Here is a 19,042-nt window from a genome sequence, read left to right as displayed (position 1 = left end):
GTCGGTGCGGCGACGCGCCGACCCGGCCCACCGGGCGACGGGACCGGTCAGAAGGTGACGGTACGGCCGCCGAGGGTCACGACGAGCCGGCCGTCGGAGGCGAACGACCACTTCAGGGCGCCGGAGTAGTTGGCGCACCGCGAGCCGTTCGAGCCGGTCCAGAACTGGTTCGAGGTGTCGACGTTGCCGACGGTCTTGTCGTTGGACCCGCTGCCGCTGCGGCACGAGGTGTTGCTCCGGAACACCGAGGTGCCCGCGTCGAACGAGAAGTTGCGCTCGGTGTTGTCGATGCTGATGTTGTTCGAGATCGACATCGAGCCCGGGTTGCGGTTGTACGTGAAGCCGTGCTTGCCGTTGCGGAACGCGATGGTGCGGCGCACGGTGTGGTTGACGGCGATGTCCTCGCCGCCGAGCTTGAAGCCGTTGCGGTCGCCGTTGCCCGCCTGGCTGCCGTCGCTGAGGGTGCCGTTGTTGTAGGCGAGGGAGTCCTCGATGGTCACCGGGCCGATCGCCCCCGTGTCGCTCTTGGTGTAGAGGTCCCAGCCGTCGTCGATGTTGTTGTGGGACACGGCGTAGCGGAAGACGTTGCCGCCTCCGACGGTCAGCTTGGCCGCGAACCCGTCGGCGTCCTCGCCGTCGGAGTCGCGGTTGTCGTGCGACTCGGCGCTCAGGACGAGGTTGTTGGCCGGCCACTGGTCGCGGGGCGTGTCGGAGGCGATCCGCGAGATCTGCAGGCCGCTGTCGCGGTTGAAGCGGGTGATCGTCCGCTCGATGATGTTGTTGCTGCCGCCGACGAAGATGCCGTTGTCACCGGCGCGCTCGACGACCAGGCCCTGGACGTGCCAGTAGGACCCGTTCAGCGCCAGGCCCCGGTTCGCCGGGTCCTCGCTCATGGCCGAGAAGTTCAGCACCGGCGTCTCACCCGGGTAGGCGATCAGCTTCTTGCGGGCGCTGGAGGTGCCGTTGTTGCCCGGCGCGATGGTGACCGTCCTGGCGAGGCTGTAGGTGCCGCCGCGCAGGTAGATCGTCCCGCCGGCCGCGACCCGGGTGATCGCCGAGGTGATCGTGGTCGGGTTGGACTGGGTGCCGGCCGCGCCGTCGGTGCCCTGCGGCGAGGCGTACACCGCGCCGCTGGCGGGCGGGGTCGTCGGCGGCGGGGTCGTCGGCGGTGGGGTGGTCGGGGGCGGGGTGGTGGGCGGCGGGGTCGTCGGCGGGGCGGTGGTGGCCGGCGGCGTGGTCGGGGTGACGCCGCCGGTGCAGGTCACGCCGTTGACCGCGAAGCTCGTCGGCACGGGGTTGCTGCTGTCGTTCCAGGTGCCGTTGAACCCGAACGACGTGGTGGCGTTGGTCGCCAGGTTGCCGTTGTAGCTCACGTTCGACGCCTGCACGGTGCTGCCGCTCTGGCTGAAGTTGGCGCTCCAGCCCTGGGTGACGGTCTGCCCGGCGGTGAACGACCAGGTGACCGTCCAGGAGGTCAGCGGGTCGCCGGCGTTGGTGAGGTTGACGTTCGCGCTGAAGCCGCCGCCCCACTGCGAGGCGACCGAGTACGCGACCCGGCAGCCGACCGCGGCCTGGGCCGTTCCGGCGGTGACCACGACGCCGGCGGTGGCGGTGAGCGTCGCCGCCGCGACCGTGGCGACCCACAGCGCCCTGCGGCGCTCTCTGCTGTGCATGGTGGTGCTCCTTCACAGGTGTGCAGGACCCCGCGCACGGGGATGCCGCCACCGGTGCCCGGCCGGTGTGCAGGCGGGACGCGTCACAGGAAAGCGCTTGCCCAGGCTAGTGACGCCTGCCCGTCCCGTCAATCGGTCGAGCCGGCAGTCACCGCGCGGCGGGGAGCCGGCCGTCGCAGCGGACGTCCGGGTCGGCGACGGGCCGCCGGGGCATCATCCAGTCCAGGACCGTCTCCTCCACCGGCCAGCCGTGCACCGTCACCACGCTGTACGGCACCCGCGCCGCCTCCGGGCACAGCACCTGCGACCGGACCCGGCCGTTCGGCAGGAACCGCACCCCCTCGGCCCGGTCCAGCACGATCGTCGACGTGTCGGTGACCGTGATGAGCGCGCCGAGCACCACCTCCGGCCCCGCCCGGTCGGCCGGCGTCGGATCCCCGCCCGGGTCCGTGCCCGGGTCGGTGTCCGCGGCGGCGGCGCCCGCCCCCGGCGGGGCCAGCTCGACCGCGGCGGTCGGCAGCACCGGGACCCGGAGGAAGACCGCCCCCATCACCAGCGGGAGCACGGCGGCGACCGCGTACGCCAGGCCGTGCGTCAGCACCGGGGCGCTCCAGCCGGGGATCGGGCCGGTGAGCAGCACCGCGGCGGCGGGCGGCACCGCCAGCAGCGCGGCCGTGGCCAGTTCGTCCTGCCGCAGGGCCGCCCAGATCGCCGGGCCCAACGCGGTGTACGCCAGCACGGCCGCCGCCAGCGGCAGCGCCACGCTCACCAGCAGGATCCGGGTCGGCTGGTCCGGGTGCAGGTAGCGGGTGCGCAGCGCGAGCAGCCAGAGCCCCAGCATCAACAGCGTCGGCAGGAAGCGCAGCTGCCACGTCAGCGCCCCCAGCGCGACGGCGCCGGTGAGCACCCAGCCCGGGGTGCGCGCCGTCCCGGAGGCCAACAGCGACCGTTCCGGGTCGAAGCGGTCAGGGGCGCTGAGCCGCAGCAGCCGACCGAGCACGCCGAACGTGAGCACGACCAGGGGGAACGCCCAGACCAACGCGATCAGCAGCGCGCTGAGCAGGCCGAGCGGGCTGACGTACTGCACCAGCAGCAGCATGGTCGACATGTCCTGCCGGCTGAGCTGCCACAGCCGCAGCACCAGCAGCAGGACGGGGAACGCCGGCAGGAGCGTCAGCAGCCACTGCTGCGCCTGCCGCGCCCCCGCCATGCGGCGCGGTCGGCCCGTCTTGCCGGGGCCGGCGGCGATCCGGGGTGCGCCGGGGCCGGTAGCGCGATCCTCTCCCACGGCCACTGCCGTACCTCCACCTTCCTCGGCTCCGGCTGTCGCTGTTCCGCGACGGACTGCGGGAGGTTGTACCGCTGCTGCCAGCGCAGGTTCGCGTCGTACGCGTTCTCCCAGGTCGAGTTCTCGTCGTCCTCGGCCGAGGCGTAGAGGGCGAGGTCGACCAGGTCCCGCAACGCCTCGTTGGAGCCGGTGTTGACGCCCCACCTCTCCTGCGCCGAGGAGCCGATGTCCCAGTGCCGCAGCGGCTTGACGCCCCGCAGCTCGACCGGGAAGCGCTGACCGTCGTCGTCGGGCCGGTCGCCGGTGACGAAGCCGGCGAGGATCGCGGCGTCGGTGGTGACCGCGTACACCTTGCCGTCGTAGAGCATCTGGACGCAGTCGCTGATCCGGTTGCGGCCGATCGGCTTGGCGCCGGCCTCCCGCAGGCGCTGGGCGGAGGTCGAGGTGGTCAGCGTGCAGACCGTCCTCCCACTCAGGTCCTCCAGGCTGCTCACCTGCTCCGCCTCGCCGACGCTGTCCAGCGTGATCACCGACTGCTCGGTGTAGAGGTAGGGGGCGGAGAAGACCGCGCCCTCCTCCTCCCGTTGCTTGGTGATGCTGTAGGAGGCGATCACCAGGTCGACGGTGACGAACCCGTCCCCGTCGCGGGCCTGGCGGCGGGCCCGGTCCTCGCTCTCGATCGGCAGGAACCGCACCTGGGACCGGTCGAACCCGAGATAGCCGGCGATCATGTAGGCGATGTCGACGTCGAAGCCCTTCCAGACGTTGTTCGGAAACCGCTGGGAGATGCCGGGCTGGTCGTCCTTCACCCCGATCAGGAGCTGCTGCCTGCCCTTCAGCCCGGCCTGCTCCAGCAGCTCGTCGCGGGTCGGCGGGCCGATCGCGAGCACGATCGGGATCAGGGCCGCCGCGAGGACGGCCAGCGTGACCGTCAGCCCCACCAGCCGGACCTGCCGGGCCCGCGTGACGCGCGGCGGTGTGGTCTCCGCCGTGGCCGGCCGGGCCGGGCTCGGCTCGCTTGCCTGAGTCAACTGCATCCTCCCCCGCCGCACGGCCACGTGACCGGCCCTCCATTGTGAGCCACCGCCGGCAGGCACGGCGAGCCGCCATCCGCCCGCCGGTCGGCCGGATACCGGACACCGCGACCGCCGTCCGACCGACCGGTCCCGATTCGGCGGTATCGCCCCGGGGCGGCGTCGCTCGCGAGAGAGTCGATGCCGAGACAGTCGGCGCCGACCCCACCCGGTGAAGGAGCAGGACCGTGCCACGATCCCGTCGCCTGCCGGCGCTGCTCGCCGTCGCCGGGGGCGTCCCGCTGGTCGAGGCCACGATCCTGACGCGAATCGGCTTCGTCTCGCCGCAGGCGCTCGCGCCGCAGGTCACCGCGGTCTGGCCGTACGACACCTACCACGACCTGCGGTGGCTCTTCGTCTACCACAACTCCTGGCTGACCTTCGCCCTCGGTCTGGTCGCGGCGGTCGCGCTCCGGGGCGCCCTGTCCGCGCTGCTGGTCCTGCTCTCCTGGCCGGCGCGGGCGCCCCGGCCGGCCACGGGCGTGCTGGTGCGGCGCAACCTGGGGGTGGCCGCGCTCACCGCCGTCATCGTCACGCCCTTCGCCGCGCTGTCGGTCGCCGCGTCGGCGGTGGCCCTGTCCTGGTACCTGTTCGTCTCGCTCGGTCCGATGATCCTGCTCGCCCCCTTCCTGCAACGGATGGCCGTCGTCCCCCGCGGGTGGCGGGGGCTGCCGTCGGCGGAGCTGTTCGGCTGGTCGCTGCTGGACCTGGTGGTGCTCTCGGTGGCCGGCGGCCTGGTGTGGAGCGCCGCCCCGGGCTGGACGCCGCTGGTCGCGCTGGCGGCGGGGTTGTGCAACGGGCTGCTGTGGCACCAGACGGTACGCGCGGCGCTGCGGCCCGCCCACGTGCGGCTGCCGCGGGTGCCGGTGGCGCCGGTGGTGGTGGCCCTGGCGCTGGCCGTGCCCCTCGTCATCCAGATCCTCGCGGTGCCGCGCAGCGGCATGCGGGACACGTTCGGCCCACCCGTCTTCTCGCAACCCCTGGCGGCGTCCGTCCCGTACGCGGTGCTCCTGCTCGCCGGGCACGACAGCACCTACGACGGTCGGCCGGCCGCGGACCCCCGGGTGCGGCGCTACTCCTACGCCGGGGTGGACGCAGGTGGCCGGCCGCTGCCCTACCAGGCGTTGGACACCCACCAGTCGCTGGCGACCAGTTCGGAGCGCCTGGCCGCACAGGTCGACGCGCTGCACCGGCTCACCGGGCGGCCGATCGCGCTGCTCGGCGAGAGCGAGGGGGCCATGGTGGCGCGGACCTACCTGCGCGGCCGGCCGGGCTCACCGGTGCGCGCGCTGCTGATGTTCAGCCCGCTGGTCCGCTCCGGGCGGGCCTACTACCCGCCGGCGGAGGCCAGCAGCGGATGGGGGATCGGCGCGGGGTGGGTGCTGCGCGCCATGTTCGGGTTCGCCAACCGCCTCGGCAACGGCACCAGCAATCCCGACGAGCCGTTCGTCCGCTCCCTCATCGACAACGCGCCCTTCTACCGCTACCAGACGATGTGCCCGGTCCCCGGGGTGCGGATGATCGCCTTCCTGCCCACCGTCAGCTCCGTGGAGGCACCGCCGGGACCGTTCACCAGGATCCCGGTCGTCGAGGTCCCCGCCCTCCACGCGGGGTTCCTCGGCCGCCGGATGATCGCCGACGAGATGATCGGCTTCCTCTCCGGCCAGAACCTCGACAAGCCGCGCACCGAGTACGGCGTGCTCCAGCGCCTCGGGGCGGCCTGGCAGGCGCCGCCCCTGACGGTCACGCTCAACCCGGCGTGGCGGGGCCAGGTCCCGCCGGGCACGAAGCCGTTCCTGCAGTCGCAGCTCTGCGCGCCGGTCAGCTGACCTCCCGCCCGGCCGGCGGGCCGGGCCGCCGGCCGGGCGTCGCCCGCAGGTGCCCGGCGAGCAGCCAGACCGCCACGGCGGCCAGCAGCCCCGACATCACCCGCTCCACCGGCTGGTACGCGAACAGGGCCACGGTGAGCAGGACGCCGAACGCGCCGGCACCGATCGCCGCGCAGGCGGTGGCCCGCCGGTCGACGGTCAACGCCAGCGCCGCCGCGATCACCGCCAGCCCCGTCGCCAGTTGGAGCCACGCCCATCCCGTGACGTCGAGACGCCGGAACCCCTCGTCGATCACCACGTACGGGTCCACCCGGACGGCGCCCGCGCCGACCGACGCGTCGATGGCGCCGGCCACGCCGAGTAGCAGCCCGGCGACGAGCCGGCGGCTGCGCCGGGCGTCGGCCGACCCGGCCCCGCCGGCCGGGGGCCCGACCCGGCGCGGAGCGGGTCCGTTCGGATTCGACTGCTGCCCTCGCATGCTGCCCCACCGTGGTGCGTCCCGGGCGCGCCCGGTGGCGCGGCCGTGGCGGGTCCCCGTCGCCCTGCCGCCGGCAGGGCGGGCCGCCCCGTTGCCGAGGATGCCAGGTCCGCAGTCCGAGGCGGGCGGAAAGGCCCAATTTGGCGGGGCGCTGGCGGGCGCATCGTCGTCGGGTGGCACCACGGAGCGTCAGCCGCGCGCGGCTGGGGCTCCGTGGTGGCCGGAATCAGCGTGATCGCCTCGGTCGTCCTGACCCCTCGGCTGGTGGGGCCGGGCCCGTGCCGCCGAAGGACGGGGGGAGAATGGTCCCACCGGTGGCCCACCCGGCCGGCGGGGCGCGATCGGAGGAAGCGGCATCATGATCATCGCCGGACTCGTGCTGGCCGGCCTCGCCGGCCTCGTCCACGTCTACATCTTCTACCTGGAGTCGATCGCCTGGACGGGCCCCCGGGCGCGCGCGATCTTCGGCATCGCCAGCAGGGCGGACGCGGAGACGACGAAGGCGCTCGCCTTCAACCAGGGGTTCTACAACCTGTTCCTGGCGATCGCCGTCGCGCTCGGCATCGTCCTCTTCGCGTCCGGCTCGCGGACCGTCGGGGCGACGCTGGTCTTCGTCGGCGCCGGATGCATGGTCGCCGCCGGTGTGGTCCTGCTCGTCTCGGCCCCGTCGAAGGCCGGCGCGGCCCTCAAGCAGCTCGTGCCGCCACTGCTCGGCATCGCCGCCCTGGCGATCGGCCTCGCTTTCTGAGTTCCCACGCCGCACCCGACCCGGGGCGCCGACGAGCCCGGTCCCGCCGACGGCGAGATCCCCGAACATCGTTTCAGGTCGATGACTTGCCGATGTGAACGGTAACACGCTAGTGTCCGCTGCAGGAGCGAAGGGCGCGCTCCGACCGGCAGTACGGCCTCCGATCCGGGACCGGAGCCGCAAGCACGAGCGGCACCGACGACAGCTGTCCGGGGCCGTCCGCCGAGCGCTGCACCATGCCAGGTGCCGGTCGGGGACGGGAGCCTCTGTCGGCCGGGCCTCGGGCTGATGTCGACAGACCCGTGACGTTCCGCAGCCACGATCGTCCAGTCTCACCAGCCGCGACCGTGCCGGGCTGCCATCCGACCGAACTCCGTCCGCCGGCGCGTGCCGGCGGGTGCGGCGTCGCGGCGGTCGGGGTTCTCCGCCTCCCCGGCGTCGCGCCCCGCACGCCAGGCCGACGCACCCCGCCCGACGTGCCACGACCAGCAGATCCAGGATCGCACAGAGGAGAGGAAAGGCAGTGAAACGCTCGCGTCTTCGGCTCTGGCTCGCCGCGACGACGGCCATCGCCGTCAGCGCCGCCGGGGCCACCATGGCCGTCTCCGCCCAGGCCGCCGCCGGCTGCAAGGTCACCTACGCGGTGTCCAGCCAGTGGCAGGGCGGCTTCGGCGCCAACGTCACGGTGGACAACCTCGGCGACCCGGTCAACGGCTGGCGCCTGACCTGGTCCTTCGCCGCGGGGCAGACGATCAGCCAGCTGTGGAACGGCACGGTCAGCCAGTCGGGTGCCCAGGTCACGGTGACCAACGCCTCGTTCAACGGCTCCATCCCCACCGGGGGCAACGTCAGCTTCGGCTTCAACGGCACCTGGACGTCGAGCAACCCGGCGCCGACCAGCTTCGCCCTCAACGGCGTCACCTGCACCGGCTCGGCCCCCACGGGCAACCCGACCACGCCGCCGCCGACGACCACGCCCCCGCCCACCACGCCGCCGCCGACCACGCCGCCGCCCTCGGGGTCGTTCACGAACCCGGTGTTGTGGCAGGACTTCGCCGACATCGACATCTTCCGCGTCGGTGACGCCTACTACTACTCCGCCTCCACCATGCACTACTCCCCCGGCGCGCCGATCCTGCGCTCGTACGACCTCGTCAACTGGGAGTTCGCCGGCCACTCGGTGCCCCGCCTCGACTTCGGCACCAAGTACGACCTCAACGGGTCGAACGCCTACGTCGACGGCATCTGGGCCTCGGCCATGAACTACCGCAAGAGCAACAACACGTTCTACTGGCTCGGCTGCGTCGACTTCTCCAAGACGCACGTCTACAGCTCCACGAGCGTCGAGAGCGGCTGGAACCGCATCTCCACCATCAACAACTGCTACTACGACGCCGGCCTGCTCGTCGACGACAACGACACCATGTACGTCGCGTACGGCAACAGCCAGATCAGCGTCGCCCAGCTCTCCGCCGACGGGAAGACCCAGGTCCGCTCGCAGCAGGTCTTCTCCACGCCGTCCAGCGTCGGCACCCTCGAGGGCGCCCGCTTCTACAAGCGCAACGGCAGCTACTACATCTGGCTGACCCGCCCCGCCAACGGCCAGTACGTGCTCAAGTCCAGCTCCCCGTTCGGCCCGTACGAGATGCGCCAGGTCCTGCTCAACATGCCCGGCCCGATCTCCGGCGGCGGCGTCCCCCACCAGGGTGGGCTCGTGCAGACCCAGAACGGCCAGTGGTACTACATGAGCTTCATCGACGCGTACCCCGGCGGCCGGGTGCCCGCCCTCGCCCCGATCAACTGGACCTCCGACGGCTGGCCCCAGATCCAGACCGTCAACGGCGCCTGGGGCGCCTCCTACCCCAACCCCCTGCCCACCCGCCCGGTCAAGCCCATGATCGGCAACGACACGTTCCCCGGCACCACGCTCGGCCCGCAGTACGAGTGGAACCACAACCCCGACGACACCAAGTGGTCCGTCAACAACGGGCTGCGGTTGCAGACCGCCACGGTCACCAACGACCTCTACAAGGCCCGCAACACCCTGACGCACCGCATCCAGGGGCCGACCAGCACCGCCACCATCGAGCTCGACTACTCCACGATGCGCGACGGTGACCGCAGCGGCCTGTCCATGCTGCGCAACTCGTCCGCCTGGATCGGCGTCAGACGCGACAACGGGGCCAACCGGGTGGTCATGACCAACAACATCACCATGGACAGCAACTGGAACACCACCAACACCGGCACCGAGATAGCCGGCGCGGCGATCAGCGGCGGACGCATCTGGTTGCGCGTCAACGCCGACATCAGACCGGGCGCGGGTCGGCAGGCCCGCTTCTCCTACAGCACCGACGGCACCAACTTCGTCTCTCTCGGCAACGCGCTCACCCTCGACAACAACTGGCCGTTCTTCATGGGCTACCGGTTCGGCGTCTTCAACTACGCCACCCAGGCCCTCGGCGGCAGCGCCACCGTCAGGAGCTTCAACATCACCACCCCCTGACCCGGCTCGCACCCGCGCCCCGGCACGTCGGCCCACCGGTCGGCGTGCCGGAGCGTACGCCTGTCGGCGCCGACGGGCCGGGGGCCGCCGCCGAACGTGCGGTGGCGCGGGTTGCGGGATCTTGCGAGGCTTACGGCGTGTATGACTACGACCTGTTGGTGCTGGGCTCCGGGCCCAGCGGTCAGAAGGCCGCGATCGCCGCCGCCAAGCTCGGTAGGCGGGTCGGCGTCGTCGACCGCCGCGACATGATCGGTGGGGTGTGCATCAACACCGGCACCGTCCCTTCCAAGACGTTACGCGAGGCCGTGCTCTATCTCAGCGGCATGAGCCAGCGGGACCTGTACGGCAGCAGCTACCGGCTCAAGGAGGAGATCACGGTCGGCGACCTGGCCGCCCGCACCCAGCACGTGATCAGTCGGCAGACCGACGTCATCCGCAATCAGCTGGCCCGCAACCGGGTCGCGCTGATCACCGGCACCGGGCGGTTCGCCGACCCGCACACGATCTGGGTCGACGGCGAGTCCGGGCAGGAGTCGCGGGTCACCTTCGACAAGGCCATCATCGCCGCCGGCACCCGGCCGGCCCGCCCGGACAGCGTCGAGTTCGACGAGCGGACGATCGTGGACTCCGACGGGGTCATCAACCTGGAAGCCATCCCCCGCAGCATGGTGGTGGTCGGCGCGGGCGTGATCGGCATGGAGTACGCCTCGATGTTCGCCGCGCTCGGCACCAAGGTGACCGTGGTGGAGCGCCGCGACCGGATGCTCGACTTCTGCGACGAGGAGGTCGTCGAGTCGCTCAAGTACCACCTGCGCGACCTGTCGGTCACGTTCCGCTTCGGCGAGGAGGTGGCGGCGGTCGAGAAGCACGAGAGCGCCGCCCTGTGCGTCCTGAAGAGCGGGAAGAAGATCGTCGCGGACACCGTCATGTACTCGGCCGGCCGCCAGGGCCAGACCGACAAGCTGGCGCTGGAGGCGGCCGGGTTGCAGGCCGACCGGCGCGGCCGGATCACGGTCGACGCGAACTACCGCACGGCGGTGGAGAACATCTACGCCGTCGGCGACGTGATCGGGTTCCCGGCGCTGGCGTCCACCTCGATGGAGCAGGGCCGCATCGCGGCGCAGCACGCCTGCGGGGAACCGGTCCGCGCGCTCAACGAGCTGCAGCCGATCGGCATCTACACCATTCCGGAGATCAGCTTCGTCGGGAAGACCGAGGAGCAGCTGACGGAGAGCTCCACGCCGTTCGAGGTCGGCATCGCCCGCTACCGGGAGCTGGCCCGCGGCCAGATCGTCGGCGACTCGTACGGCATGCTGAAGCTGCTGGTGTCACCGGCCGACGGCCGGCTGCTCGGCGTGCACGTGTTCGGCACCGGCGCCACCGAGATCGTGCACATCGGGCAGACCGTCATGGGTTGCGGCGGCACCGTCGACTACCTCATCGACGCGGTGTTCAACTACCCGACCCTCGCCGAGGCGTACAAGGTGGCGGCGCTGGACGCGTCCAACAAGATCCGCAACATCGTCCGGATCGAGGGCTAGCGCGGCCCGGCTCGTCGGGGGCGGCCCACATCGGCAGCGGTGCGGGCCGGCCCCCGGGTCTCACCCCAGGTCGAGGGTGAACTCGGCGGTGTGGACCTTCCCGTCGACCTGGAAGTCGAAGTACGCCCGGTAGCGGCTCGGGCCCGGCGCGGTCAGCCAGAACCTGGGCGCCCCGTCGACCAGTTCCTGATCCGGGTGGACGTGCACGTAGCCCAGGTCGCCCTCGCGGACGACCACCAGGTGCCCGTACGCGCCCAGGTAGCGTTCCAGGCGCGCGGGCGCGCCGGCCCGGCCCACCCGGAACGACAGCGGCACCGTCGCCCCGATCGTCGGGGTGCCGACCATCTCCACCTCGAACGGCCCGGCCGTCGCCCTCGGCTGGGCGGCCGGGAGGGTGGCCGGGGTGTGCGCGCCGGGAACCTGGTGGTCGACGCCGAGGACCAGCGGCCGCGCGGTGCCGTCGGCGGCGGTCGTGGCGAAGTCGGCGTAGACGCGGTAGCCCCCGGCCCGCTTGAGCGTCAGGGGCACGCTCCAGGTGCCGTCGGCGGCCATCGTCGGGTGCAGGTGCTGGTAGCCGCCCAGGTCCCGGCCCACCACGACCAGGTGCAGCGGCTTGTCGTGCACGACCGCGAAGCGCGTCTCCGGCCGCCCGTCGGCGCCCACGATCCGGAACCGGTAGTCCGCGTTCACGCCGGCCGGCTGGGACCGCGTCACCGGCTTGAGCGTGTAGCCGCCGGCGCTGACCGTGGTGCCGGTCACCTGCGCCTGCGCCGGGTCGCCGTCGCCGGGATGCGTGTGCGCCCCGGCCCCCGCCGCGTGCTGGTGGCCGTCCCCCGCCGCGACCGGGCTTCCGGCGGCGGGCGACCCGCCGACGGCCGCCGTGGCGGCCCGCCCGTCGCCGGCACCGACGCGGCCGAGCCCGAACCCGGCCAGCAGGGCGACCACCAGCCCGCCGACGACCACGGCGAGGCCCCGGTCGCCGAGCCGGGGCCCGCCCGACGGCGCGGGCTCGGGTGCCTCGCCCGGCCCGGCCGGGCCGCGTCGGGGGCCGCCGCCCCTGGTCGCCGGGCGCGGCTTCTCCCCGGGCGACTTCGCCCGTCCCGCCGCCCGGGCAGCCGAAGCGCGGCGCACCGCCCGACCGGCGGCGGGGCGGCGGGTCCACGGCCAGCGGGCTGACGGGCCACCTGCCCGCGCGGCGCGGTGCCGCCATCCGACGACGCCGGCCACCGCCGCGACCGCCACGACGACGCCGAGCCAGCCGAGCCAGCCGGGCCCGCCGGCGTCCCCGGCGTCGGCGGGGGCCGCTGCGGGAGAGGCCGCCGCGCCGGGGGCGGCCGGGGACACGGCCGGCGCGGCCGACGCGCCCGCGGACCGGGGTGAGCCGTGTCCGGACGTCTCGTGCTGTTCGGCGGCGGCGACGAGCGACGGGTCGGGTCCCGTGGTCGGCGGGCGCCAGCCCTGCGGGGCGGCCGTGGCCCGGCCGGTGTACCGGAAGCTCATCGTGCCCCGCACCGGCTCGCCGTCGGAGGCCACCGACAGGTAACTGACCGTGTACTGCCCGGCCGCCGGCAGGTGCGCCAGTTTCACCACCGCCGGGAAGCCGGTGGCGTATTCGCGCGGCTCGAACTTCCCGTCGACGAGCAGGTATTCCCGCACCGGCTTGTCCAGGGGCGCGGGCGACCCGTGCGTCCAGCCGTCGTCGACCCGGCCGCCGTCCGGCGCGGTGACCGCGAAGTACGCGTTGTCGGCGACCCGCTCGGTGAAGTAGAGCTGCACGGTCGCCAACGGCTCGGCGACCGTGGCGCCGGTCGCCGGCGTGGACATGGCCAGGGTGCCGTGCGCCGCGGCGGGCGGGGCGGCCCCGAGGACGGCGACCGCCGCGGCGAGGACGACAGCGAGCAGGCCCGAGACGCAGCGGCCGGGGACCGGAGGGGGACGACGCATTGGATCATCCTCGCCGCACCCGGACTTCCGTCAAGCCTCTGCGAACTTTTTCCGCAGATGGCAAAAGTTTCCCCGCCCGCGCGCAGGTCCACCGGGCGGCCCGTCGCGGCGTCCGCCCCGACCGGATCCCCGAGTGGCGTGGGTCACGGACAGCCGCGGAACTTAACCCCCCGTGACGCCGACCATCCACCTGCAATCGATCATCGAAGGGGAACCCATGCCCAGCCTCACCGCACCCCGCCGCACCCGGCGCACGGCAGCCCTGCTCACCGCCGCCCTCACGGCGGCGGTCGCCGCCGGCTGCGGCTCGCCGGACGACACGTCCACCGCCGCGCCGAACCCGTCACCGTCACCGTCGGTGTCGGCGAGCGCCGCCGCCGGGGTGCTGACCGTGCGCGACCCGTGGGTGAAGGCCGCCGACAAGGGCATGACCGCGGCCTTCGGCACCCTGGTCAACGACGGGGACACGGACGTGACCATCACCGGCGCGGCCACCGACGTGTCCCCGATGGAGCTGCACGAGATGACCATGAAGGACGGCAAGATGGTCATGCAGGCCAAACAGGGCGGCATCGTGGTCAGGGCGAAGAGCAGCCACGTCCTGGAGCCCGGCGGCGAGCACCTGATGCTGATGAACCTCCGGCAGCCGGTGCGGGCCGGCGACGAACTCTCCTTCACGCTCACCTTCGCCGACGGCCGCACGCAGACCTTCACCGCCGTGGCCAAGCCGTTCACCGGCGCGCAGGAGAGCTACGCCCCCGGCCACGGCGCGACCCCGATGCCGGGCATGAGCGGCACGCCGCAGGCGACCACGAGCCCCGCCGCATGACCGGCACCGCCACCGGCCGTCCGGTGCGCAGGCGCGCCCTGCTCACCGGCGGGGCTTTGGCCGCCGGGGGCACGCTCGCCGCCGCCGCCGCGATCGCCGCCGCCCGCTCCGACGACGCCGACGTACGCCCCGGCGGGGCGGTCCCGGTGGCCGACGTCGGCGGCGCGGTGGTGCCGTTCCACGGCGCGCGCCAGGCGGGGGTGGACACCGAGCCACAGGCGCACGCGTCGTTCGTCGCGCTGAACCTCGCCCCGGCCACCGACCGGGCCGCCCTGGGCCGGCTGCTGCGGCTGCTCACCGACGACGCCGCCCGCCTCACCCAGGGCCGGCCGGCCCTCGCCGACACCGAACCCGAGCTCGGCCTGCTGCCCGCGCGGCTGACCGTCACGTTCGGCTTCGGCCCCGGCCTCTACCGGGCCGCCGGCCTCGACGAGCGCCGGCCGGCGTCGGTGGCGGCGCTGCCGGCCTTCCGCGTCGACCGCCTCCAGCCCCGCTGGTCCGGCGGGGACCTGCTGCTGCAGATCTGCGCCGACGATCCGGTCACGGTGGCCCACGCCCAGCGGGTCCTGGTCAAGGACAGCCGGCCGTTCGCGACCGTGGCGTGGGTGCAGCAGGGCTTCCGCCGGGCGGCCGGCGCGGAACCGGGGCGCACCCAGCGCAACCTGTTCGGCCAGCTCGACGGCACCGCCAACCCCCGTCCCGGCGGGCCGCTGGAGACCGCCGTGTGGGTGCCCGACGGCCCGGCGTGGCTGCGGGACAGCAGCACCCTGGTCGTGCGGCGGATCAGCATGAACCTGGAGACCTGAGACCTGCTCGGCCGCGCCGACCGGGAGCTGGCCGTCGGCCGTCGGCTCGACACCGGCGCCCCGCTGACCGGCACGGCAGAACACGACGAGCCCGACTTCGCCGCCGTCGACGCCGCCGGGCTCACCGTCATCCCCGACTTCTCCCACCTGACCCGCGCCCGGGTCACCGACGACCGGCTGCGCATCCTGCGCCGCCCGTACAACTACGACGGGGTACCGGCCGCCGACGGCACCGCCGACAGCGGACTGATCTTCGCCTCGTACCAGGCGGACGTCACGACGCAGTTCCTGCCCATCCAGCGCCGCCTCGCCGAGCGGGACCTGCTCAACGAGTGGACCACCCCGATCGGCTCCGCCGTGTTCGCCGTGCCGCCCGGGTGCCCGGACGGCGGCTGGATCGGCCAGCAGCTGCTCGCCTGACCGGCACCACCGAACGCCCGAGCGGCACCACCGCACCGGCTGCCGACCGCCAACCGGCGCACCGGCTGCCCGAGCGGCACCACCAGGAAAGGGAGCAGCATGCGCAGACCCGTCCGCCACCCCCGCGTCGCGGGAGCCGCCGCCGCGCTGGCCGCCCTGGCGGTCCTGGTCGCGCCCGCCGCGCCGGCCGCCGCCCACAACAGCCTGGCCTCGGCCACCCCCGCCGCGGACGCCCGGCTGGCCACGCCGCCGTCCGAGATCACGGTGCGGTTCCTGCAGAAGCTGAACCCGGATCTCACCACCGTCGTGCTCAGCGACGCCGCCCGGCGGGTGGTGCCCACCGGCGTGCCGGTCGTCGCCGGCACGCGGGCGACCGTCACCGTCGCCGAGCCGCTGCCCGACGGCACCTACACGGTGGCCTACCGGGTCGTGTCCACCGACGGGCACCCCGTGCAGGGCTCCTACCGGTTCACCGTCGCCGACCCGGCCGCCACCGCGGCGGCCCCGGTGAGCCCCCCGCCCACCGCCGCGCCAGCCAGCGGGGCGGCCGGACGCGCCGGCCGGGACGGCGGGCCCGGGCCGCTCACCGTGGCGGCCGGCGTCGCCCTGCTCGCCTGTGCCCTGGTCGGCGGCGCGCTCGCCGCCGGGCGCGTGCTGCGCCGGCGGCGCGCCCGGTAGCCCACGGCGGTCACGCCAACGGGGCCGGGAACTTCCCCGGCTCCGCGCCCGACCACCTCACCGGTGGGCCCCGCGACACCGGCACGACGGGACCCACCCCTGTCGTACGGGGGCAGTCCCACCGGGAACGATCCCGGCTATTCCGATCGAAAGCATATGTCCATCACCGAACTGCACGGCGGCTCGACGCCGGAGCCGCTCACCCCGGCCGACGCGCCCGCCCCGGCGGCGCGCCGTACCCCGGCGTGGGCGGCGTTTCTGCTCCGCCTGCACTTCTACGCCGGTGTCCTCGTGGCACCGTTCCTGTTCGTCGCCGCCCTGACCGGCCTGGCGTACACCGTCACCCCGCAACTGGACCGGGTCGTCTACGGCGACGTGCTGACCGCCGCACCGGGTGGGCCGCCGAAGTCCCTCGCCGAGCAGGTCGCCGCCGCCCGCGCCGCCCACCCCGAGGGCACCGTCGCCGCCGTGCTGCCGGGCACGGACGGCGCCACCACCCGGGTCGTGTTCGCCCAGCCCGACCTCGGCGACCGGGAGCACACCGTCTACGTCGACCCGCACACCGCAACCGTCGAGGGGCAGCTGACCACCTGGTTCGACTCCACGCCCGTCACCACCTGGCTGGACGACCTGCACCGCAACCTGCACCTCGGCGACCTCGGCCGCCACTACTCCGAGATCGCCGCGAGCTGGCTGTGGCTCCTCGTCGGCGGCGGCGTCGTCCTGTGGTGGCGTCGGCGCGGCGCCGCCCGTACCCGCGTCCGGCACCTGCTCGTGCCCGACCTGTCCGCCCGCAGGGGGGTGCGGCGCACCCGGGCCTGGCACGCGACCACCGGGGTCTGGCTCGCCGTCGGCCTGCTCTTCCTCTCCGCGACCGGCCTGACCTGGTCGCGGTACGCCGGTGGGCACTTCGGCAGCGCGCTCGACGCGCTGCGCGCCGGCACCCCGGAGATCTCCACCAGCCTCACCGGCGCGCCGCCCTCCGGTGGCGGGGAGCACCAGCACGGCGGCGCCACCGCCGGGCCGGCGGACCCCGCGACGTTCGACCGGGTGCTGGCCGCCGCCACCGGCGCCGGGCTGGCCGGCCCGATGCGGATCTCCCCCGCCGAGGAGCCCGGCGACGCGTGGACGGTCGCCCAGACCGACAACACCTGGCCCGTGGCCCGGGACCGGATCGCCGTCGACCCGGTCTCCGGCACGGTGACCGACCGCAGCGACTTCGCCGACTGGCCGCTGCTGGCCCAGCTCAGCGCCCTCGGCGTCCAGGCGCACATGGGCGTGCTGTTCGGCCTCGTCAACCAGGTCCTGCTCGCCGCGCTCGCCCTCGGCCTGCTCTGCGTCGTCGTCTGGGGTTACCGGATGTGGTGGCAGCGCCGCCCCACCCGGGCCGACCGGCGCGCCGCCGTCGGTGCCCCGCCCGCGCGGGGCGGACTGCGGGGCCTGCCGTGGTGGGCGTTGCTGCCCGGCCTCGCGCTCACCGTGGCCGTCGGGTGGGCGCTGCCCTGGTTCGGCGGGCCGCTGCTCGCGTTCGTCGTCGTCGACGTCGTCCTCGGGGCGCTGGCCCGACGCCGCCGCCGGGCCGCGCCGGTCTCGCCCGCCCCCGCCGGCGGCTGACCGGCAGGGGTGGGGCGGCGGGCCGGTGCCGGCCCGCCGCCCCGCCGCGGCTACCGGGCGGCGCTGCCGAACGCGCTGGACAGGTACGCCCGCGAGTCGGCGATGGCCCCCTCGATGATGCGGGCCGCCTCCCGGGCCTCCTCGGGCCGGTGGCCGGCCTGCACCTGGAGCCGGAACCGCGACGACCCGGTCGGGGTGACCGGGAACTCCACCATGAACGCGAGCACCCCCCGGTCGAACAGCAGCCGGTTGGCCGTCCGGGCGAGCTTCTCGTTGCCGATCAGCAGCGGCACGATCGGCGAGGGCTCGCCCATGCAGGTCAGCCCCCGGCCGGTCAGCTCGTCGCGCAGCGCGTGGATGGCGGTGAACAGCCGGGCGCGCAGCTCGTCGCCCTCGGGGGACCGGATGATCCGGGCGGCCTCCCGGACCACGGCGGTCTGCACCGGCGACAGCGCGTTGGAGAAGAAGTGCGAGTTGCTGAACATCTTCACGTACTGCTTCAGGGCCGGGGAGCGCGACGCCACGAAGCCGCCGTTGGAGCAGAACGTCTTCGAGAACGCCCCCATGACGATGTCGATCTCGCCGAGCAGGTTCTGCATGCCCAGCACGCCCGTGCCGCCCGGCCCCATCGAGCCGAGGTCGTGCGCGACGTCGACCAGCAGGGTCGCGTCGTGTTCCCGGCAGACCCGCTGCAGGGTCACCAGGTCCGGCCAGTCGGCGTCGACGGAGAAGAGGCCGTCGGTGACGACGAGGATGCCGTTGCGGCTGTCGTGCGACCGGATGTCGGCCAGGTGCTGGCGCACGGCCTCGACGTTGAGGTGCTCGTAGCGGACCACGTTGCGGGTCGCCGCCCGCGCGCCCTGCTGGAGGCAGGAGTGCGCGAGCCGGTCGATGACCACGTGGTCGGACTGGCGGACCAGGCCGACGATCGCGCCGAAGCCCGCCGACCAGCCGGTCGGGAAGAGCGTGACGTGCTCCAGCCCCACCAGCTCGCCGAGCGCCACCTCCAGCTCGTCGGAGATGCGGGTGTTGCCCAGCACCATCGGCGAGCCGGCGCTGTGCGGGCCGTAGTCGCGCATCGCCCGGACCGCCGCCTCCCGGATGGCCGGGTGGGTGTTGAACGACAGGTAGTCCTGCGAGTTGAAGTTGATGCCCCGGGTCCGCTTGCCCAGGTCGTTGGTGATCTCGGCGACGCTGTCCGGGGCCGCCTCCAGCACCCGGGAGTACTGCCAGGTCTCCGTGCGGCGGCGGGCCTGCACCCAGTCGTAGAAGTCCTCGGTGCGGGCGAGCAGGTCGCGGCCGGCGGGGCGGTAGAAGTCGTAGGCGTTCTTGTCCAGCGCGTACTCCTCGTCGGGGTCGACGGGGTTGCGCAGGTGCGCCGGCTCCCACATCTCCGTCAGGTCCGCCACGACCCGGGCCAGCTCGCCGTCGGCCCCGGAGGCGTCGAGGGTAGCGAGGTCGTCCCAGGGGATGTGGGTGGCCCAGTTGCGGGTCATCTCGGAGACCTCGGCCGCCTCGCGGGCCATGGTCTCGACGTCGCCGCGCCCGGCGGCGTCGAGGATGGCCTCGATCAGCTCGCCGTCGTCGCGCTGGTGCAGGTCGGTGCTGGTCACGG

General features: G+C 73.9%; 13 protein-coding genes and 1 pseudogene. 8 read left to right on the top strand and 6 right to left on the bottom strand.

Annotated elements, in window-relative coordinates; all coding sequences use genetic code 11:
• Window positions 1-47: 47 nt before the first annotated feature.
• The 3 genes from GA0070558_RS09335 to GA0070558_RS09325 form a co-directional block, all read right to left on the bottom strand.
• Window positions 48-1,673 carry a cellulose-binding domain-containing protein gene (locus GA0070558_RS09335; protein WP_091277706.1) on the bottom strand — a complete coding sequence of 542 codons (1,626 nt, stop codon included), beginning with the start codon at window positions 1,671-1,673 and terminating at the stop codon, window positions 48-50.
• A gap of 148 nt (window positions 1,674-1,821) precedes the next feature.
• Complete coding sequence (locus tag GA0070558_RS09330; protein WP_091277704.1) at window positions 1,822-2,883, bottom strand: hypothetical protein; 1,062 nt, start codon at window positions 2,881-2,883, stop codon at window positions 1,822-1,824.
• Window positions 2,847-3,998: a transporter substrate-binding domain-containing protein gene (locus GA0070558_RS09325; RefSeq protein ID WP_256091838.1), complete on the bottom strand. Its 1,152-nt coding sequence runs from the start codon at window positions 3,996-3,998 to the stop codon at window positions 2,847-2,849. Before GA0070558_RS09325 ends, GA0070558_RS09330 begins: the two co-directional genes overlap by 37 nt.
• 224 nt (window positions 3,999-4,222) lie before the next feature.
• On the opposite strand from GA0070558_RS09325, the gene GA0070558_RS09320 reads away from it, so the two are divergent.
• Entirely contained in the window at window positions 4,223-5,863 is a 1,641-nt protein-coding gene (locus GA0070558_RS09320) for an alpha/beta fold hydrolase (protein WP_256091837.1), read from the top strand.
• Here GA0070558_RS09320 and GA0070558_RS09315 read toward each other — a convergent pair.
• The gene (locus GA0070558_RS09315; RefSeq protein ID WP_091277699.1) at window positions 5,856-6,341 is read right to left on the bottom strand and encodes a DUF7144 family membrane protein; all 486 of its coding nucleotides are present in this window, start codon (window positions 6,339-6,341) and stop codon (window positions 5,856-5,858) included. The two genes, GA0070558_RS09320 and GA0070558_RS09315, sit on opposite strands and share 8 nt — an antisense overlap.
• Window positions 6,342-6,699: 358 nt before the next feature.
• Between GA0070558_RS09315 and GA0070558_RS09310 the strand changes: the two genes are divergently transcribed.
• The 3 genes from GA0070558_RS09310 to sthA all read left to right on the top strand — a co-directional run bounded on the left by GA0070558_RS09310 (window position 6,700) and on the right by sthA (window position 11,136).
• Window positions 6,700-7,089 (top strand): DUF1304 domain-containing protein, encoded by a 390-nt coding sequence (locus GA0070558_RS09310; protein ID WP_091277697.1) that lies wholly within the window; start codon window positions 6,700-6,702, stop codon window positions 7,087-7,089.
• Window positions 7,090-7,612: 523 nt separating this feature from the next.
• Window positions 7,613-9,595: a family 43 glycosylhydrolase gene (locus GA0070558_RS09305; RefSeq protein WP_091277695.1), complete on the top strand. Its 1,983-nt coding sequence runs from the start codon at window positions 7,613-7,615 to the stop codon at window positions 9,593-9,595.
• A 137-nt stretch (window positions 9,596-9,732) separates the two neighbouring features.
• Entirely contained in the window at window positions 9,733-11,136 is a 1,404-nt protein-coding gene (gene sthA / locus GA0070558_RS09300) for a Si-specific NAD(P)(+) transhydrogenase (RefSeq protein ID WP_077937816.1), read from the top strand.
• 60 nt (window positions 11,137-11,196) lie between these two features.
• On the opposite strand, the gene GA0070558_RS34850 is transcribed toward sthA, so the two are convergent.
• Window positions 11,197-13,080: a copper resistance CopC family protein gene (locus GA0070558_RS34850; protein WP_091277692.1), complete on the bottom strand. Its 1,884-nt coding sequence runs from the start codon at window positions 13,078-13,080 to the stop codon at window positions 11,197-11,199.
• 217 nt (window positions 13,081-13,297) lie between these two features.
• Between GA0070558_RS34850 and GA0070558_RS09290 the strand changes: the two genes are divergently transcribed.
• The 4 genes and pseudogenes from GA0070558_RS09290 (at window position 13,298) to GA0070558_RS09275 (ending at window position 17,427) form a co-directional block, all read left to right on the top strand.
• Window positions 13,298-13,909 (top strand): copper chaperone PCu(A)C, encoded by a 612-nt coding sequence (locus GA0070558_RS09290; RefSeq protein WP_091277690.1) that lies wholly within the window; start codon window positions 13,298-13,300, stop codon window positions 13,907-13,909.
• Window positions 13,906-15,135, top strand: a pseudogene (locus tag GA0070558_RS09285) (Dyp-type peroxidase). The gene GA0070558_RS09290 and the pseudogene GA0070558_RS09285 overlap by 4 nt, the downstream one beginning before the upstream one ends.
• Window positions 15,136-15,234: 99 nt before the next feature.
• Window positions 15,235-15,813 (top strand): copper resistance CopC family protein, encoded by a 579-nt coding sequence (locus GA0070558_RS09280; protein ID WP_091277689.1) that lies wholly within the window; start codon window positions 15,235-15,237, stop codon window positions 15,811-15,813.
• 156 nt (window positions 15,814-15,969) lie between these two features.
• The gene (locus GA0070558_RS09275; protein ID WP_091277687.1) at window positions 15,970-17,427 is read left to right on the top strand and encodes a PepSY-associated TM helix domain-containing protein; all 1,458 of its coding nucleotides are present in this window, start codon (window positions 15,970-15,972) and stop codon (window positions 17,425-17,427) included.
• A gap of 50 nt (window positions 17,428-17,477) precedes the next feature.
• On the opposite strand, the gene GA0070558_RS09270 is transcribed toward GA0070558_RS09275, so the two are convergent.
• Window positions 17,478-19,040, bottom strand: coding sequence for an aminotransferase class I/II-fold pyridoxal phosphate-dependent enzyme (locus tag GA0070558_RS09270; RefSeq protein ID WP_091277839.1), 1,563 nt, complete (start codon window positions 19,038-19,040; stop codon window positions 17,478-17,480).
• Between the last annotated feature and the right edge of the window lie 2 nt (window positions 19,041-19,042).

This window comes from Micromonospora haikouensis, from assembly GCF_900091595.1.
GTDB lineage: Bacteria > Actinomycetota > Actinomycetes > Mycobacteriales > Micromonosporaceae > Micromonospora > Micromonospora haikouensis.
Note: the sequence above shows the minus strand (reverse complement) of the source record. Positions and strands in the feature narration are given on the sequence as shown.

Excerpts from the sequence above, each read along its gene's own strand:
- GA0070558_RS09275 (WP_091277687.1), top strand. The coding sequence starts at position 15,970 with ATGTCCATCACCGAACTGCACGGCGGCTCGACGCCGGAGCCGCTCACC.
- GA0070558_RS09310 (WP_091277697.1), top strand. The coding sequence starts at position 6,700 with ATGATCATCGCCGGACTCGTGCTGGCCGGCCTCGCCGGCCTCGTCCAC.
- GA0070558_RS09290 (WP_091277690.1), top strand. The coding sequence starts at position 13,298 with ATGCCCAGCCTCACCGCACCCCGCCGCACCCGGCGCACGGCAGCCCTG.
- GA0070558_RS09280 (WP_091277689.1), top strand. The coding sequence starts at position 15,235 with ATGCGCAGACCCGTCCGCCACCCCCGCGTCGCGGGAGCCGCCGCCGCG.
- GA0070558_RS09315 (WP_091277699.1), bottom strand. The coding sequence starts at position 6,341 with ATGCGAGGGCAGCAGTCGAATCCGAACGGACCCGCTCCGCGCCGGGTC.
- GA0070558_RS09325 (WP_256091838.1), bottom strand. The coding sequence starts at position 3,998 with ATGCAGTTGACTCAGGCAAGCGAGCCGAGCCCGGCCCGGCCGGCCACG.
- GA0070558_RS34850 (WP_091277692.1), bottom strand. The coding sequence starts at position 13,080 with ATGCGTCGTCCCCCTCCGGTCCCCGGCCGCTGCGTCTCGGGCCTGCTC.
- GA0070558_RS09335 (WP_091277706.1), bottom strand. The coding sequence starts at position 1,673 with ATGCACAGCAGAGAGCGCCGCAGGGCGCTGTGGGTCGCCACGGTCGCG.
- GA0070558_RS09330 (WP_091277704.1), bottom strand. The coding sequence starts at position 2,883 with ATGGCGGGGGCGCGGCAGGCGCAGCAGTGGCTGCTGACGCTCCTGCCG.